General features: G+C 63.3%; 11 protein-coding genes. 4 read left to right on the top strand and 7 right to left on the bottom strand.

All coding sequences use genetic code 11. The annotated features are described in order from the left end of the window. Window positions 1-651 carry a response regulator transcription factor gene (locus BV071_RS31350; RefSeq protein ID WP_035615983.1) on the bottom strand — a complete coding sequence of 217 codons (651 nt, stop codon included), beginning with the start codon at window positions 649-651 and terminating at the stop codon, window positions 1-3. Between the two features lie 166 nt (window positions 652-817). Here BV071_RS31350 and BV071_RS31345 point away from each other — a divergent pair, with 166 nt between their 5' ends. Then, window positions 818-1,666, top strand: coding sequence for a hypothetical protein (locus tag BV071_RS31345; protein WP_075091058.1), 849 nt, complete (start codon window positions 818-820; stop codon window positions 1,664-1,666). Between the two features lie 188 nt (window positions 1,667-1,854). After that, the gene (locus BV071_RS31340; protein ID WP_052574106.1) at window positions 1,855-2,886 is read left to right on the top strand and encodes a hypothetical protein; all 1,032 of its coding nucleotides are present in this window, start codon (window positions 1,855-1,857) and stop codon (window positions 2,884-2,886) included. 9 nt (window positions 2,887-2,895) lie between these two features. On the opposite strand, the gene BV071_RS31335 is transcribed toward BV071_RS31340, so the two are convergent. Further along, complete coding sequence (locus BV071_RS31335; RefSeq protein ID WP_035615982.1) at window positions 2,896-3,255, bottom strand: cyclic nucleotide-binding domain-containing protein; 360 nt, start codon at window positions 3,253-3,255, stop codon at window positions 2,896-2,898. A gap of 137 nt (window positions 3,256-3,392) precedes the next feature. Here BV071_RS31335 and BV071_RS31330 point away from each other — a divergent pair, with 137 nt between their 5' ends. Both BV071_RS31330 and BV071_RS31325 read left to right on the top strand, forming a co-directional pair. Continuing rightward, complete coding sequence (locus tag BV071_RS31330) at window positions 3,393-5,105, top strand: cation:proton antiporter (RefSeq protein WP_035615981.1); 1,713 nt, start codon at window positions 3,393-3,395, stop codon at window positions 5,103-5,105. 46 nt (window positions 5,106-5,151) lie between these two features. Beyond that, entirely contained in the window at window positions 5,152-5,871 is a 720-nt protein-coding gene (locus tag BV071_RS31325) for a metallophosphoesterase (RefSeq protein ID WP_052574105.1), read from the top strand. 13 nt (window positions 5,872-5,884) lie between these two features. On the opposite strand, the gene BV071_RS31320 is transcribed toward BV071_RS31325, so the two are convergent. The 5 genes from BV071_RS31320 to BV071_RS31300 all read right to left on the bottom strand — a co-directional run bounded on the left by BV071_RS31320 (window position 5,885) and on the right by BV071_RS31300 (window position 17,304). Then, a complete protein-coding gene (locus BV071_RS31320; protein WP_052574104.1) occupies window positions 5,885-6,334 on the bottom strand; it encodes a cyclic nucleotide-binding domain-containing protein in 450 nt (149 codons plus the stop codon). 75 nt (window positions 6,335-6,409) lie between these two features. After that, a complete protein-coding gene (locus BV071_RS31315; RefSeq protein WP_052574103.1) occupies window positions 6,410-6,769 on the bottom strand; it encodes a DUF3307 domain-containing protein in 360 nt (119 codons plus the stop codon). Beyond that, complete coding sequence (locus tag BV071_RS31310; RefSeq protein WP_035615980.1) at window positions 6,766-7,257, bottom strand: cyclic nucleotide-binding domain-containing protein; 492 nt, start codon at window positions 7,255-7,257, stop codon at window positions 6,766-6,768. Before BV071_RS31310 ends, BV071_RS31315 begins: the two co-directional genes overlap by 4 nt. Before the next feature lie 68 nt (window positions 7,258-7,325). Next, on the bottom strand, window positions 7,326-9,140 hold the full coding sequence (gene glsA, locus BV071_RS31305) for a glutaminase A (RefSeq protein ID WP_035615977.1): 1,815 nt from the start codon (window positions 9,138-9,140) through the stop codon (window positions 7,326-7,328). 85 nt (window positions 9,141-9,225) lie between these two features. Beyond that, a complete protein-coding gene (locus tag BV071_RS31300; protein ID WP_081886363.1) occupies window positions 9,226-17,304 on the bottom strand; it encodes a cadherin-like beta sandwich domain-containing protein in 8,079 nt (2,692 codons plus the stop codon).

Raw genomic sequence — 17,304 nt, 5'->3', positions numbered from 1 at the left:
TTACTGGATAATGTAGCCTTCGCCGCGCCGCGTTGCGATCAGATCCGCGCGGAGCTTGCGGCGAATGCCATGGACGTGGACGTCTAGGAGATTGGAAAGGGTGTCCTCATTTTCATCGAAGAGGTGCTCGTAGAGTTCCGTGCGACTGATGACTTCGCCACGGTGCAGTGCGAGGTATTCGAGGATCGAGAATTCGCGGGCGGTAAGGGTCACCGCCTTGCCACCCATGGTCACGCGGCGCGCACGGGTATCGATCTCCACGTCACCCACCACCACGGTGGGATGGGACTTGCCAGCGTGGCGGCGAATGATGGCGCGGATGCGGGCGAAGAGTTCATCGAGTTCGAAGGGCTTTACCAGATAGTCATCCGCCCCGCCATCAAGGCCCTTCACGCGGTCACTGGTGGCATCGCGGGCAGTAAGCATTAGCACCGGCGTGCTCTTGCTTTCGCGCAGCTTGCTGAGTATCTGCCAACCATCGAGATTCGGCAGCATCACATCGAGCACCACCGCATCGTAGTCGCAGGTCGTGGCCTTGAAGAGACCATCCTCGCCTTCTTCTGCGGTATCCACGGCGTAGCCTTCCTCGCGCAGGGCTTTCGCCAGCGAGCGCAGGAGCCGGGGTTCATCTTCGACGATCAGCAATCTCATGAGGGTTCACGGGCGCGCGCGGTGCCCGGAGACGAGGTTAGCAGAGCCTAGATTAAGCGAACATGAAAGCAGGGCTGCGAAATTTCCCACGGATTTTCCCCGGCTTAACGCGGGCTTAATCGACCGCGGGCTAAGGTGCCCCCATCGAAAGTCGATCCAGCAATCCATGAGCCGCATCATCCATCCAGCATCCACCGGCCGCCGCGGTTTTCTCACGGGCCTAGGCCTGAGTGCCTCGCTCTTCAGCGTGCGGGGTCTGATGGCCGAGCAGCTCGCCGACACCAAGCGCATCCTGACCCCGGAAATGACCGAGGGGCCCTACTACCCCGACAAGATGCCGCTGGATACGGACAACGATCTTCTGATCATCAATGATGCGATCACTCCCGCCGTGGGCGAGATCTCCTGGGTGAGCGGCTGCGTGATGAATGCCTCCGGCCAACCGATCCGCAACGCGACGGTAGAGATCTGGCAGTGCGACAGCAAGTCGTCCTACATCCACAGCCGCGGCCGCAATGAGAATGGCCTGGACGGTAACTTCCAAGGTTACGGCCGCTACCAGACGGATTCTACCGGGCGCTACCAGTTCCGCACCATCAAGCCGGTGTCTTACGAACTGAATGGCATGTTCCGCGCGCCGCACATTCACTTCGCGGTGAGCCGCAATGGCCGCCGGATCTTCACCACCCAGATGATGGTGAAGGGTCATGCCGACAACACCCGCGACCATGTCCTCGGCGAGATCGAGGACGCAGCGGAACGGAACACCATCCTGGTCGACTTCCTGCCGGTCCCGGGCTCGCCGCTCGGTGAGCTGACCGCGAAGTTCGACCTGATCATCGGCCGCACCTTGGAAGAGGGCGACGATCACAAGCTTTTAGGCGGCATCGGCAAGTCCGGTGCCCGTGGATTCGGAGGTCCGCCTGGCCGGGGCCCTAGCCCCGGCAGAGGAGCAGGCGGATCTCCTCCCCCACCGCCGGGAGGCCGTCCACCCGGGAGCCCGCCGCCCGAGTAGCAGGTTCTCCCACTGATAGATTTCCAGGAACCATGGGGCCCGCCTGGCCGGACGTGAGGATACGGACGGCGGAGGAACAGGCGGGCTCCCCTTTTCCCCAACGACGCGACCGACAGCCTGCCCCGCACAGGATCTGTTAGAGTCCGGAAGCTCTTTTCCGGAGGCATCAACCCGCCTCTCTTGCCAACATGAAAGAGTCCAAACCGCTGCCGGTCTACATACCGGTGAACCGCCGCCGCTTCTTCAAGAGCATGGCCGCGGCTTCCGCAGGCTTCACGCTGCCGGGATTCCTGGCCGAAGCCCTGACCCTGACCGCATCACCCGTGGTCACCCAAGGTCCCTACTATCCGCTGTCCGATGACATCCCCTTGGACAAGGACAATGACCTGGTCCAACTCGGCGACAATCTCACCGCGGCCACCGGGATCGTGACCTACATCACGGGACGCGTGCTGGATAGCAGCGGCAATCCGATCAGGAACGCGCTGGTCGAGTGCTGGCATGCTGACAATGAAGGCGACTACCTTTACTCCACCGGCACCGGGCGCAACAGCGCCTGCGACGCGAACTTCGCGGGCTTCGGCCAGTTTCTAACAGGATCCACGGGAGCCTTCCGCTTCCGCACCATCAAGGCCGGACTCTATACCGGACGGACGCGGCACTTCCACTGGGGCGTGACGATTCCCGGGAAAACCACGCGTACCTGCACACAGACCGGCTGGAATGAAGTCGCCTACGGGAACAACGGTGCGGTGTGGGCCACGCAGAACTCGAACGACAACGTCTTCTCCCCGCTCTCTGCGGCACAGAAGGCGTCCATCCTGCTGGACTTCACGCCCGTCGCTGGCACCACCACGGGTGAGGTCGCAGCGAACTGGGACTTCGTCAGCGGCTACACCCCAGTCGAACCTACTTACCCTGCCCCCGGTGGCTTCCTGGCACAGGGCGAACCGGTGGCCGGGCCGAATGGCACGGTGCGCTACAAGCTGACCATCCCGGCCTACGCGAACTACTGCTACGAGATCTATGGTAATCCGACCATGGCAGACTTGGAGTGGAAGGCGCTGCCCTTCTCGCTGAGCCAGACCGGCAGCATCGACCGTCACAAGCACGTGGCGACCGCGGAGGGCAGCCTTAGCCTTTATGTCGCTGCTGCCGCGGAGAAGGGATTCTATAAAGTCTCGTTCCGGGTGCCGGGGGCGAATACAGGAATGCCGTGAGACAGGTCCCTATTTGCTAGCCCGGTCGGCGCGCCGCAAGCGGTCGGCCAGCACCTTCATGACCCGCAGCGCGAAGAATGGAATCTCGTCCACCAGGAAGGTGAACTGGCGTTGATCGAGCGCTGCAAGCTTACAGTCCGTGCGGGCCACGGCATCGGCGCTGCGCGGCGCCTCATCGATCAGCGCGAGCTCGCCGAAGAAGTGCTCCGGGCCGACCGTTTCGACAACTGTCCCGTTGATAACGATATCCACCTCGCCCTCGTCGACGATGAACATTTCGTTACCCGGATCGCCGGCTTTGAAGATAGTATCTCCGACCTTGAAGGTTCGCAGACGTGAGGGATCGGTAAAGAGATTCGGCAACTTCATGAAAAAGGGGGCGGAATTGACCTCGCCTTAGCAAGCTGGCCTTGACGGGTCAAGCCAAGGGGAAGAGGTGACAATTCCGCCACCGCGCCATCACTCCCGCATCGACGCCGAGGTCCGGGCTGATAGGTTCCGCACGCGTGGATCATGGAATCGTCACGGACATCGCATGGTGCATCATCGCCGCGTGGGTGGTCGGAGTTGTGTGCCAGGTGGCGCGACAACCGCTGCTGATCGCCTATCTGGTGGCGGGCTTCGCGATCGGGCCGCAAGGCTTTGAAGTCGTAACGAATGCGGACTCGATCCGGACCATGTCCGAGATCGGGCTGGCCCTGCTGCTCTTCATGATCGGTCTGGAAATGGACCTGAAGAAGATGCTCGGGTCGGGCGGAGCGATTACGGTCACGGCCTTGGTCCAGATCAGCGGCGGCATTGCTTTAGGCTGGTTGATCTTCCGCTCGGTGGGGCCCGCCGGTGGCAGCTTGGAAGCGCTTTATCTCGCGGTGGCCGCGGCGATGAGCAGCACGGTCATCATCGTGAAGCTGCTGCACGAGAAGCGCGAGCTCGAGACCTTGGCCGGCCGGGTCACCATGGGCATCCTGGTGATCCAGGACGTGGCGGCGATTCTCTTTCTAGCGATCCAACCCACCCTCAAGGAGCCTGCCCTTGGACCGCTGGTGGAGGCGCTTGGCCGGGTGCTCCAATTGGTGGGTGCCGCCTATTTCGCTGGCCGCTTCATCCTGCCGCCAGTGTTCAAGTTGGTCGCTCGTCGGCCGGAACTGGTGCTGGTGGGCGCACTGGCCTGGTGTTTCGCGATGGCGGGCTTCGCCAGCTATCTGGGCCTGTCGCGGGAGATGGGCGCACTGCTCGCCGGGGTGATGGTATCCACCTTCCCCTATACTCTGGACGTGGTGGCGCGGGTCACGAGTATCCGGGATTTCTTCGTCACGCTGTTCTTTGTGTCGCTGGGAATGATCATCCCGATGCCAACTTGGGATTACCTCTTTTGGATGCTGGTCGTCAGCGCGGTGCTACTGCTGACCCGCTTCATCACGGTCTTTCCCACCCTCTTCCGCATGGGACTGGGCCAACGAATGAGCCTGCTTCCAGCGGTCAATCTCGGGCAGCTCAGCGAGCTCTCGCTGGTGCTGCTTGCGATTGGCAAGACGGCCGGTGATGTCTCGGACAAGACGATCAGCATCACTGCGTTTGCCTTCGCCTTCCTCGCGGTGCTCTCGACCTATGGCATCCTGCGCAGCGATTCTGTGGTGCGCCGCGCGGGTCCGATCTTGGACAAACTGGGCTTCCCCGACCTACCGGCGGGCACCCACGATGCGGGCCACGGTGAGGAGGCGCCGGATGTCTTCATCCTCGGCTTCTGTTGGACGGCCAGCTCGCTACTGGAAGAGATCACCCGGGAGAAGCCGACCTTGCTGCCGCGCCTGATGGTGGTGGACTTCAACCCGGAGACTGCGAACAAGCTGCGCGACCGCGACATCCAGGTTATGTATGGCGACATCAGCCGTCCGGATGTCCTGGAACACGCGGGGATCTCCCACGCCAAGGTGATCATCTGCTCGCTGGGCGACGGCGTGCTGCGCGGCTCCACCAACCGCAAAATGCTGCTCCAACTCCGCGCCCTCAATCCGGACGCGGAAGTCGTCGTCCACGCGGACAAGATCAGCGATGTTCACGCCCTGTATGCCGATGGGGCCAGTTACGTGATCACCCCGCGCCTGCTGGAGGCCGGTGACCTGCTCGGTCTTCTCGACGCCATTGACAAGGACCTGACCGGCCAAAAGCGCGGCGAGCAATTGGCCCGGCTCGAGGAGCGCCGCGAGGTGATTCCTTGAAACTTGGCGCGGAACACTCCAGCTTCGGAGTGCTCCCCTCGCTCGCATGAAGCTGCTCTTCGTCGCCGACCTGCACTATACGCTCAAGCAGTTCGACTGGCTCACCGCCCAGGCGAGCGGCTGCGATGCGATCATCATCGGCGGGGATCTGCTCGACCTCGGCAGCGCACTGGAGATCGACATCCAGATCGTGGTGATCGAAAAGTATTTGCGGCGGCTGCGCGAGCTGACCCTGGTGATCGTCAGCTCGGGCAATCATGACGGGGATCATCGCGATGCTGCCGGCGAGTCGCGGGCCCGCTGGCTGGGCGATGTGAAGAACGAGCGCCTTCACGTGGATGGCGAGTCGATCGACTTCGCGGGCATGCGCATCACCATCTGTCCGTGGTGGGATGGCCCGGTCTCATGTGCCGAGGTCGAAGAGCAACTGAGCGCCGCCATTCCGCCAGAGGGCACACCGTGGCTGTGGGTCTATCATGCAGCACCGGAAGGCCCCCTAAGCTGGACTGGCAAGCAGTTCGCCGGAGATGCCACGCTCACCGGGTGGATCGATCGCTTCTCCCCGCGGATCGTCCTTTCCGGTCACATCCACAACGCGCCCTTCTATGACAAGGGTGCTTGGGTTGATCGCCTCGGCCAGACGTGGGCCTTCAATCCTGGGCGGCAGATCGGAAGCAGCCCGACCGCGCTGCTCTTCGATTTCGATGAGCAGGAGGTCACCTGGTATTCCGATACCGGGGTGGAGCAGAAGAGCTTGAGCGCCTGAGGTCTGGCGCCCCTCAGTGCTTCTTTTTCCGTTGGCGGTGCATGAGGGTGCTGAGCACATCATCCACCATGCCGATGTGATCGTGGCCTTCATACTGGTGCTTCACGTCCACCAGATAGCGGTTGAGGGCATCAATCCGGTGAGCGAGCAGTTCCGCGATGTGCAGACTGGCCACCGGTGATGAAGCGAGGAAGGCGCGTGGTTCATAGACCGTGGTGACACGGGCGGCCCCCAAGGCACGCACACTGGCGGTGCAGGGCCCACCCAGCAGCAGCGACATCTCGCCGAAAACCGAACCCGATTCCGAGATCTTCGCCACCCGGACGTCGTCCCGCATTACTTCCACCTCGCCTTCAAGCAAAACGTAAAGTTCGTCGCAGGGACCATCCTGTCGCAGGATGTAATCCCCCGCGGCGAACTCGCGGACTGGATGTCCTGCAACGATCTCAAGAAAGGGATTCATGGCGAGAAGCGCGGGAGGTTCACCATCGGGTGCAGCAGGCCGGAGGCCAGCACGGGAAGAATAGCAGGGCGGCCTTCAATACAGTCCATCAATCCGCATCGCGAACGCGATGGTGTAGACAACCTTGCAAGAGAGATGGAGAGCTTGATCCGTGGCGTAGCCGTATCTCCCCTCGCCCTTTCCGAGATCGATCAGCCAATGCAAGACCAACTCGATCGCACCGATGACCATGCTTCCCGAGACGATCCACATGGCCCCCGCATGGATCAGCGAGTGGGCGCTGAGGGCGGCGATCCACTCGAAGGTCGTGGACGCATTTTTGCGCTGCTTGGTCCGAGCCAAGTAATCCCCCTGAAGTGGGAAGTCCGCCAAGGCATGTGCAATCGCGAATGCGAAGAACAGGCCAAGCGGGCCGTGCTGGAGAAAGATGCTCACGCGTGGGGCTTCCAGAAGCTATGCAGCGCGGTCGATTTCTCTTCCGACTCGGCGAGCTTGGAATTCATGGCGCGAATGCGATGCCCCACCAAGCGGAGCAGGCCCTTCATGAAGGCAACGCCCGCCACTGGATCGCTCTCGAAGAAGCCTTCCAGTTCCGAAGCTGAAATCCGCCAAATCAGGCATTCGCTGCGGGCAAGGACCGAGGCGCTGGCGGTGGCGGGATCGAAAACATTAACCTCGCCCAAGGAATCTCCCGCGCCAAGGGTGGCGATGAGGAGATTCCGTTCTCCCTCGTGGACCACATGCAGGACCCCGGAGATGATCAGGTAGAGGTTTTCCTGCTCCTTGCCTTCCTCGATCAGGGCCTCGCCACTATGGGGGCGGACGAAGGAACCAAAGGAGGCGAGGAATTCACGGTGGGAGGCGTCCACGTCGGCGAGGAAACCGATGGCGGGGAGCTCAGCGAGAGGGGATGACGAACTCATGGTGGGATAGCCCTAACATGACTGGCCAAGCCGCCGACTGCTAGCCGGAAATCATCCGCGGACAGAGATCAGTTCCTGAGCGCCGAGATCTCGATATTGGCCTGCCGCAGCCGGTCGCAGAGCTGGAGTGCGATTTCGTTCAGGATCTTGGCCTTCAGAGCCGGGTGCGCGTGGCCGATTTCCTCGAAGAGGGCACGCGTGATAATCCGGCATTCCACTCCGGCGGTGGCCACGACATCAGCCGAGCGGGGCGAGGCGTCGAGGAAGGCCAGCTCGCCGAAACTCATCCCCGAAGAGAAGACGTCGAGCCGCTGGTAGCGCTTGTTACCGAGGTTGAGCCGGACCTCGACGCTGCCGGAAGTGAGGACAAAGAGCTCGTCCGCCCGGCTGCCGCTTTGGATGATGGTGTCGCCCGCGGCATAGCTGGCGCTTTCCATGCGGCTGCCGAGGAGCTCGAGTTCCGCGGCATCGCAGCGGGAGAAAAGCGTGCAATCCAAGAGTCCGACCGGCGGTGGGACCATCTCGTGGTGCGGCAGGATCCCTGCCAGCACCTCGTTTTCACAGGACTCCAGCGCCGCATCCTCAGTGGTGAAAAGGCTTTCTTCACCTAAGCCGGCGGCGGCGATTGGGTGACCGTGACGCCCGGCGTGGCAGCAGATCAAGCGCACCCCGGCCTCCGCAAGCTGCTGCCAGACCTGATGGAGCATCCGCAGCGAGACGGCATCGACCGAGAAGACGTAGGTGAAGTTCAGGATGATGTGCTGGCAGTAGGCCGCTTGCTTGACCAGCTCGCGGATCACCGGCTCGAAGGTCGAGAAGAGCAGCGGCCCCTGCAGCTCCAGCACCCGAATGCGGTCGCCGTAGCGGCGCAGCTCGCGAAAGGTGATGGCGGGCAGGCGACGTCGGGAATTCACCTGCGAGGCATTGTAGCTGCGGCGCAGCGCGGGCTGGGGCACGGCGCTGGGGTTGAACATGTGCAGCGAGAGTTCGCGGGCGAGATCCATGCAGACGCGGATGCCGCGGACGCTATTCCCCTGCTCATCCAGCGGTGGCGAGAAAACGCCGATGCCGAGCTGGCCTGGCAATACGGCGAGGATGCCGCCCCCTACCCCACTCTTCGCTGGCAGGCCGACGCGATAGATCCACTCGCCCGACCAATCATACATCCCGCAACTGGCCATCACTCCCAAGACGTTGTCCACATACTCATGGGCGATTGCGCGCTCGCCGGTGATCGGGTTGAAGCCTTGATTGGCCAAGGTCGCGCCCATCACCGCGAGATCGGCACAGGTCACCTTGAGCGAGCACTGCTGGAAGTAAGTCTCCAGAATTTCGCGGGGCTCTTCCTCGATGATGTCGAAGTTTCGCAGCATCCAGCCGATCGCACGGTTGCGGTGACCGGTCATGCTTTCGGAGCGGTAGATCTCCTCATCGATCTCCAGTTGCCCGCCAGCGCAGCGCGAGAGGTATTTGGCGATGCGCTCGATCCGTGATTCCCCGTCGATCTTGAGGATCTGTCCGCAGGTGGCAATCGCCCCGGCATTGATCATCGGGTTGAAGGGTGCTCCCGACCCGGGCTTCAGGCTGATCGCATTGAAGGCATCCCCCGATGGCTCCACCCCGATCCGCTTGAGCACGTGGTCCTCGCCCCGGTCCTCTAGCGCCAGGCCATAGGAAAGCGCCTTGGAGATCGACTGGATGGTGAACTTCTGGCGCGTGTCCCCTACCTCGTAGAGATGCCCGTCACGGGTCGCGATGCAGATGCCGAACCAATCGGGATTGGCCTTGGAAAGCTCCGGGATGTAGTCCGCCACCTTGCCTTCGCGGAGGGTGGCATAGCGTTCGTGAAGGACCTTGAGGACGTGAGATACAGGGGATTTCATGCGAGAAGGCGGCCGCTAATAGCAGCACTAATACCCAATCGCTTTTTACCCCTGAAAAAACGTGGCATTCCGGCGAATATTCCCGTCATGGCACCAGCGACTCGACCTTCACGCGGTAGAAACCGGCGGCCGCAGTGGCTGCGGGGTCACTGAGGATCATGGTGCCATCCACCGTCACCGGGCCTTGGACGATCACGTCCGACCAATCCTCCGACTCCAGGCTGGTACGGCGCTGGAGGGTGTAGATCCGCCCGGTCTTGACCGGTACTGTCAGCGCGAAGGTATCGCCCTGACGGCCACCGTTAGTGACTTGGAAGACATCGTGCGGATCGTTCGGATCGGTGCCTGCGGTGTATTCGTCGATGTTTAAGCTGCCGTCGCCGTCGGGGTCTTGGCCGTCCGCGGCGCTGCCGGAATTCGTCGCCGAGCCGAAGTTCGTGATCCGCCATGCGGAGACGCCCGAGATCTCCGGTTGGTAGGTGAAGGTCACGACGGTCAGGTTATTGGCCTGCACCGTGGTGGTCCCCTGCGGTGGAGTCTGGAAGCCGGGAACCGCCTTGAGCTGGAGGATGTAGTCGCCTGCGGAGAGATTGTTCTTACGGATGCCAGAGCTCAGGAACGCGGAGTCACTGCCCAGCTTCCAGAGGGCACCGGCGAGCCGGGCCTCAAGCGGCTCGAGCACCACCTGCAGAGAGCCCTTACCAGCACTGGTGGAGACCGCCGTGTAGCTGGTGTGGAAGACTCCGCCACTGCTGTTGTTGTTGCCGGTGTTTGCGGTCAGCTCGGCACGGTTGAAGAGATCGATCACGCCGGCATCGATCGCTCGGACCAAGCTCCGCGGATTGCCACCGCCGGTGAAGATGCCCGCCGGGAAGTAGCTGCCGCCACTCACCTGAATACAAAGCGGGCCGCCATCCATGCCGCTGAGGCCCTTGATCTTCGTCGAATCGTAGGTGACCGAGGACAGCGCGGTGTAGGCGCTGGCATTCACCCGGCTGGCCTGCATGCGCCCATGGTTGGACGTGGACCCGCCACCGCGCACCGGATAGCCGACCAGGGTCTTGAGATCGGTCGAGTTCAGCAAGGGCTTGGTGTTATCGTCGCTGGCGATGAAGCCGGAGTATCCGCCGCGGCCTGCATCCTCCAGGAAGTAGAGCGCCGCGACATTGAGATCCTCAGCTGCGGTGGAGAGCTTGCCGGGCGTATTCTCCAACCCGCGCTGGGCGGCGTAGCCATCAAAGGCATAGAAGCCGCGCGGAGTCTGGGGCTTGGGCTCATTGACAGCCTTATCCTGCTGGAAGAGCCACTCCACACCGGGAATCTGCGAGAGCGTGACTTCATCGAACAGGGCCTGGGCGGTAGTGGCCACGACCCGGGTCTTCACCGCGAAGCCACTGTGCGAGCCGGTGTCGTTGCGGATCTGGCCAACGAAACCATAGGGCTGGTTGTGGCGCGTGGAGACTTCCGTGTAATCGAGCACGCGGATCGAGCTGGCATCCGCATCCTGGTCCGCGTTGTAGGCAAAGGTGGCAGTGCGAGTCTGGCCAGCGGCGATGACCAACTTGCAAGGCGGCGGCGAGTGGAGGTCGAGTGCAGCCTTGAATTCAATCAGGTAGGTGCCGGGCGTGAGGCCGGTGAGCACCTCGCCGGACTCGCGCCACGGCAGGCCGGTGTAGCCGAAGAGCCGCCACTGGACGCGATTGGTCAGGGATACGGCGGGGCCAGTGCGGTCGGCGGGCAGCAGGTTGACCTTCAGGCCGGCATTCGGTGGCGTGGCGGAGACGAAGTATTCGCGATTCAGGACCACGATTGGAGCACCGCTGATCACGCCGACCAATTCACGGCCGGGCTGGTTGTAGCCGGTGACCGGCAAGAACTCGATCTCGCGATCGCCTGTGGCCAAGCCGGTGGCAGTGGTCCCGGAAGCACGCCAGGCGATCTCCCCGACAAAGCGCCAAGAACCGGTACCAGCCGGGAGTAGATTCACCTTCAACTGACCCTGATGCTCGGAGGCATCCAATTCGCGCGGGAAGATCTGCAAGAGGCCCACCAAGCCGTCGCTCTTGAAGCTCTTGGTCTCGCCGGTGGTGGTGGCGAGGGGATCCCCGGCACGCGCGGCGACGGTGCGGAAGCGATAGTTCACGCCGGGCTGCAGATCGGCCAAGTCAAGGTGTACCGGGAGATCCGTGTCGCCATTGAGAGTGGCTGGCGCTGCCGCGATGCGGTTCGGGAAGCTGATGCCATCGGTGCCGTATTCGAAGAAGGCTTGGGCAGCGGTGCCACGTGGATTCACCGTCCCGAGGAGGCGCACGCTGGTGGAACTGATTGGGGTAGCGCCGGTGGTCTTGGCCTGGGGTGCCGAGAAGCCGGTCTGAAAGGTGAGATCCTGGCCGTAGCCGGTGCCCAAGCTATTGGTGGCATTCAGGCGGTAGTGGTAGGTCTTGCCCGGGGCAAGGCCGGTGATGGGCGCTACCACGGTCGCGGGATCGCTGCCGCTACCGATGCCGCGCACCGGGCTCGAATTCCCGTAGGCGGTGGTCAGGCCATACTCGAAGCGCGCAAAGGTAGTGCCACCCATGGGATTCGCGGCGCCCTGCAGGGTGGCACCTGAAGTGGTCACATCCAGCGAGCCCACCGTAGTGACAGCAGGGATGAGCTGGGGCGTGCCGGTGCCACTTCCCGCTTGGTTCGGGATGAAGACGAGGTCCTCGCCGAAGGTATTCCCCGCGCTGCTGGTTCCGGTCAGGCGGTAGTGATAGATCGTGTCCGGCGTCAGGCCTTCCAACAGGTAACTGATGTCCACCACGGTGGTTCCGCCGGGCACCACTTGCACGGGCGTGGATTGCCCGTAGGAGGTGGTCTCGCCCCACTCGAAGTGGACGCTTGTGGTAGTGCCATTGGTATCCACGGCACCGATTAGCTTGACCTTGGTCGCCTCCACATCACTGGCTTGGCCGGTGGCTACGTAGGGAGGTGCCGAGGCGGTTACGAAGGTCTTGTCCGCACCGAAGATGGTGCCTGCGCCGGTGGTGATGCCGATGCGGAAATGATAGGTGGTCTTGGAGCTAAGGCCGGTGACCGCGGCGACGACGGCCTGCGAGGTGCTACCGGAAATATCCACGCCCGGCGTGGCATTGCCGTAGGCGGTGGTCGCGCCGTATTGGAAGAAGACCGTGCCTGCACCATTCGGGGTGGAAGTGCCGCGCAGGGTGGCAGTGGTGTCCGCCACCGGGGTGGCTGTGCCGGTGGTCACCGAGGACGGCTGGGCGCGGACCACTGTCAGCGTGTAGCGCTTGGTGGTGCTGTCGTCCCCGGACTTCACGTCGATGAAGATGGCATTCGAACCGAGGACGAGAGCGATGGGATCGCTGGCGGCATCGGTCGGCACCACTATGTTCTTCACTTTCACCACCGACTGGCTGACCTCCACCACCGGGGTGATGAGGATGGATGGCACTTCGTTCGGGACATTCAGCGTGTAGCTGGTGGTGGCGGGGTTGAAGGGCAAGACCGGTCCCTCGCTGGTGGACAGGCCGGTGAGATTGGCATTTGCGGAAGGTAGGATACTGATCTGGGTGGCCGTGCTATCGGCAGAGCCGCTGATGCTGGAGGCCCTGGCCCAGTAGCTGGTATTCCCGGTGAGCGGCGGTGTGGTGAAGAGCGTGGCGGTCGCGCCGGCCACCGGGGTGCTGGTATCGCCGCTCGGTCCCTCATACCACTGGTAGGTGGGCTCTGGCGAGCCGCTGGCAGCTACGGAGAGTGTCGTACTTGTGCCATACTGGAGGCTGCGGGTGGCAGCGGGGTTCGTGGTGATCTGCGGCGGAGTGCCGGTGATGGTCAGCTCCAGCTTGGCTGCCGCGGTGGCCCCGCGGTTGCTCACAGAGAGATTCACCTGATAGACGCCGGGCTCCGCGGGCACGCCGCTGAGCAAGCCGGCGGCGGGATTGATCTGGACACCCTGCGGCAGCCCACTGGCAGTCCAAGCCAGGCCGCCGACTCCCATCTCGCTGGAGAGCGGCTGGAAGCTCATCAGGGCGTGGTAGGGCGCGATGAAGGTCTGGTCCGCCATCACCGGCAGTGAGGTGATCACCAACTGGCGGTTGCCCGCGCCCCCGGAGTTGCTGGCGCCGATAGTGACTGGGAATACCCCGGCTTCATGCAGCGTGCCGGAAATTACGCCCGTGACCGGATTGAATTCCAACCCTGAGGGCAAGAGCCCGAGCAGCGTGTAGAGCAGCGCCGAGTGGTCCGCGACGATCTGATAGGAAAGTTCCTGGCCCTTGGTGCCGACCACGGCGCCCGCCGAGGTGATCGACGGGCGGTCGAAGATGCCTTCGTAGGTGAAGGTGATCGTCGTGAGCAAACCCGCGGTGACAGTGGCGACCTGTGGGGCCGGCGGCACGAAGCCATCCACCGTGGCGAAGCTGATATTGAGGATGTCCGGGTTGAGATCATCCAATTGCGCGCCGGAAAGCAGGTAGGACGGCTGGCCGTTGAGCTTCCAGCCGGCACCGGCGGCGCGGGCTGCGACGGGCTCGATGATCACCTTGAGAGCGCCTAGGGTGGTCTCGTCGTAAGTCTCCTGCACCGGCTCGCCGATACTGCCGCCGGTGGCACCCGCAGCGGCACCGGAGCTGGTCTCAGCGAACTTGATCATGCTGACCACGTCGCTGTCCAAGGCACGCACCACAGTTTGGTTGGTGCCGCCGAGATAGATAGCAGCGGGATAATAGGCCCCGTTTTCATTCAGCACGCAGAGCGGTCCGCCGGAAGCCCCCCCGCTCCCCCGGATGGCACTGGTGATGTAGGTGCGCCCGAAGGACTTGGTGAATGGGACGTTCGCCGCTGCCGTGGCGTGCATGCGGTCGAGATTCGCCTCCGGGATGCCATCAATGGGATAGCCCGTGAAGGTCTTGAGCGAGTCCGAGAGCAGGAAATTGTTTGATAGCGTGTCGCTGGCGAGGTAGCCGCTGAAACCGCCGCGGCCCGCATTCTCGAAGAAGAACAAGGTGCCCGCATCGAGGTTCTGGGAAGCGGGAGAAGAAACACCCGGTGAGTTGTCCACCGCGCGTTGCGCCGCGTAGCCGCTCATGAGAAAGAAGCCGCGCGGCGTCTGCGGCACCGGGTCGTGCACATTGCGGTCATGCTGGAAGAGCCACTGCAAGCCGGTGGTTGCGGCCAGCGTGCCATCATCGAAGATCACATGGCCGGCGGTGACGACCACCCGCGGCGAAACCACGAAGCCACTGCCGGAACCCGCATCACCACGCAACTGGCCGACGTAGGCATTCGGCAGGGTCTCGTCATTCGAGACGGCCTCGAAGCTCAATACATCCGGCGGCGTGCCGACCGGCTCTTCCTTGATGAAATAGGTGATGGTGAGGTTCGTGGCCTGGCCATCCGCCACGCTGGCGGTCACCGGCTGCGGGGTGCTTCGGCCCTCCACCTCCTTGCAGAGGATCACGTAGTTCCCGGGGACCAGACCGGTGGCGGTGAAGCCGCTCTCCTTCCAGTCCGCATCACCCTCGCCGAAGAATTCCCAGCGTGCAGGTGCGGTGCCTTCGGTCAGATCCTGCGGCTTGAGGACAACCGTGAGACTGCCATTCGCGGGGTCCGCAGTCGCCGTGTAGGCCCGCGACAGCGTGACGGGCGATGCACCGCTGGCCACCGCGACCGTTTCATTCCCCGGCTTCACGTAGCCCGGTGCCGGGCGGTATTCCACGATGCGGTCGCCCGCGGTCAGGCCGGTGGCGGGCACGCCGGACTCGCGCCAGAACTGTTCGCCCGCGAAGCGCCAGCCGCCGCCGATGTCCGGTGGGCTCAAGGTGATGTTCACGGACCCCTGGCGATCCGCCTCCGCTACACCGGGAGGGAACTGCTGGATCAGGCCGGAGAGCGATGCCACGTCGAAGCTCTTGGTCTCACCCAAGCCCTCGCCATTCGGACCGCTGGCCCGCACGCGGTAGTAGTAGGTGACCCCTGCCTGGAGGTTGAGCACTTCGTAGCTGACATCCGTGTTCACATCCCCGGAGACATCGCCGGGGACCGCGCGAAAGCTGTTCGGGAAGCTGACGCCATCGGTGCCGTATTCAATCCAAGCCTCCACGGTGGCACCGCGGGCGCGGATGGTGCCGTCCAGCTTCACGCTGGTAGTAGTGAGAATGGTAGACGCACCGGTGACCGCGGTTGGTGCCGGGAAGGCGGTGGTGAATTCTTCATCCGCACCGGTGCCGGTGCCCAGGTTGTTAGACCCGATCAAGCGGTAGTGATAGGTCGAGCCCGGCAGGAGCCCTTGCAGGTTGCGGGCGACATCCACTTCGCCATCGCCATTGCCGATACCCTGCCAGGGGCTGAACTGCCCGTAATTGGTAGTAGGGCCGTACTCGAAGCGGACCAGGGTAGTGCCCTTGTTCGGATTGACCGTGCCACGCAGGATGGCTGACTCTGCGGTCACGCCAAGTTCGCTGGCCGTCGTCACGGTCGGCGCGGCGGTGGGATTCCCGCCACCACCACCGGCGGTCACGGTGAAGATCACGTCATCCCCGAAGGCAGTGCCCGCGGAATTGCTGGCCACGAGGCGGTAGTGATAGGTGGCCCCTGGAATCAGGGCCACGTTCGCAGCCTGCACCCCCACCGCGACGGTGCCCGCGGGGATATCTTGCACCGGTGTGCCGCGCCCGTAGGCGGTGGTCAGGCCGTATTCGAAATAGGCGGAGGCCTTCACCCCGCCGGGATTCACCGCGCCGACCAGCGTGGCGCTGTTGGAAGTGATGGTAGACGGCGTCCCGGTAGCGGCCACCGGTGGCTGCGGTGGAGTCAGGAAGCTCAAGCCATTCCCGTAAACCGTGCCCGCCGGGCTCACCACCACGGCACGGAAGTAATAAGTCGTAGCGCCCTGCAGGCCGGTGAGGCTAGCGGCAAAGGGACGCGAACCGGTGCCGGAGACATCGCGCTCTGGCGTGCGATTGCCGTAGGCCTCGCTCAGGCCATACTCGAAGTAAACGGTCGCCACGCCATTCGGGTTCACCGTGCCGTTCAGCGTTGCGCGGGAGGCATCGATCACCACCGCCGGGACAGTGGCCACGGTGGCCGGGGCGGCTCGATTCACCGCCAACGTGTAAGTCTTGGTAGTCAGGCCATTCTCCGCGGTTACCACGGTGCTGATCAGGTTATTGCCGACATTGAGATTGATGGGCAGGCTGGCCACGCCGGAAAGGACGGGGTTTCCATTAACCCGGATGGTCGCGCCTGCGAAGGCGGCTGTCGGCGTCACGATGACGCTAGTGATATTGGTGCCGACCGTGGTGGAATAGACACTCGTGGAAGAATTGAAGGCGGGCGAAAGCGTCGCACCGGAGACCAACAGTCCGGAGAGATTAGCGTTCGAGGATAGGACCGGCGGCGGGGTGAAGACCTTGATCGCACCCGTGCCGGTGATGGCCCCACCGCTGTTAGAAGCGTCATAGATGCCGTCCGGCTGCACCACGCCGCCGAGCACCAGCGAGAGTACGGTGTCGTTGCCGGTGAAGTCGAGTTGCAGCTTGGCCCCTGCCGCGATGGTCACGGTAGTGGAATCGTTGGCCGCATTTGCCTGCGCGAGCTGCAGGGTGCCAGCGTTGACGGTGGTGTTTCCAGAATAGGCGGTGCTGCCGGTCAAGGCGAGGACGCCCGCGCCGGACTTCACCAAGCTACCAGTTCCCGAGACTCCGCCTGCCAGCGTAACCGTGCCCGAACCAGTACCGCCGAAGTTCAACTCCGCGCCAAGGATAACGGGCGCATGGATCAGAACCGGGGCCGCGCCTTTCCGCTGGATCTCCGGCGCGGTGGCTGCGTTCGCGACGAACTGAATACCGTGCCCCTCCAAGGTCAGTTCGGACCCGCCGAGGACCAGGCGATTGAGCTGGAAGCCAGCATTGAGGTCCTGAGTGACGGTATAGCTGCCCGCTACGCTGAATTGCAGGGTGTAGGCGGGCTGCCCTGCGGCGGTAAGGGCGGCACCGCTCGCCAGGTTGTCGGTCCACTTGGTGGCGTCGCTCCAATTGCCAGCGACGGCATCAGTCCAAGTGAAGTGCACGGGATCGACCGCAGCGGCGGACGACACCATGAGCAGCAGCGCACTACTTCGCAGCGCGTGGCGGATTCGGGCGAGGCAGGAGGGGAACAT

This window comes from Haloferula sp. BvORR071 (assembly GCF_000739615.1).
Taxonomy (GTDB): domain Bacteria; phylum Verrucomicrobiota; class Verrucomicrobiia; order Verrucomicrobiales; family Akkermansiaceae; genus Haloferula.
Note: the sequence above shows the minus strand (reverse complement) of the source record. Positions and strands in the feature narration are given on the sequence as shown.

Coding starts and splice junctions, on each gene's coding strand:
- BV071_RS31350 (WP_035615983.1), bottom strand. CDS start 651: ATGAGATTGCTGATCGTCGAAGATGAACCCCGGCTCCTGCGCTCGCTG.
- BV071_RS31345 (WP_075091058.1), top strand. CDS start 818: ATGAGCCGCATCATCCATCCAGCATCCACCGGCCGCCGCGGTTTTCTC.
- BV071_RS31340 (WP_052574106.1), top strand. CDS start 1,855: ATGAAAGAGTCCAAACCGCTGCCGGTCTACATACCGGTGAACCGCCGC.
- BV071_RS31335 (WP_035615982.1), bottom strand. CDS start 3,255: ATGAAGTTGCCGAATCTCTTTACCGATCCCTCACGTCTGCGAACCTTC.
- BV071_RS31325 (WP_052574105.1), top strand. CDS start 5,152: ATGAAGCTGCTCTTCGTCGCCGACCTGCACTATACGCTCAAGCAGTTC.
- BV071_RS31320 (WP_052574104.1), bottom strand. CDS start 6,334: ATGAATCCCTTTCTTGAGATCGTTGCAGGACATCCAGTCCGCGAGTTC.
- BV071_RS31310 (WP_035615980.1), bottom strand. CDS start 7,257: ATGAGTTCGTCATCCCCTCTCGCTGAGCTCCCCGCCATCGGTTTCCTC.
- glsA (WP_035615977.1), bottom strand. CDS start 9,140: ATGAAATCCCCTGTATCTCACGTCCTCAAGGTCCTTCACGAACGCTAT.
- BV071_RS31300 (WP_081886363.1), bottom strand. CDS start 17,304: ATGTTCCCCTCCTGCCTCGCCCGAATCCGCCACGCGCTGCGAAGTAGT.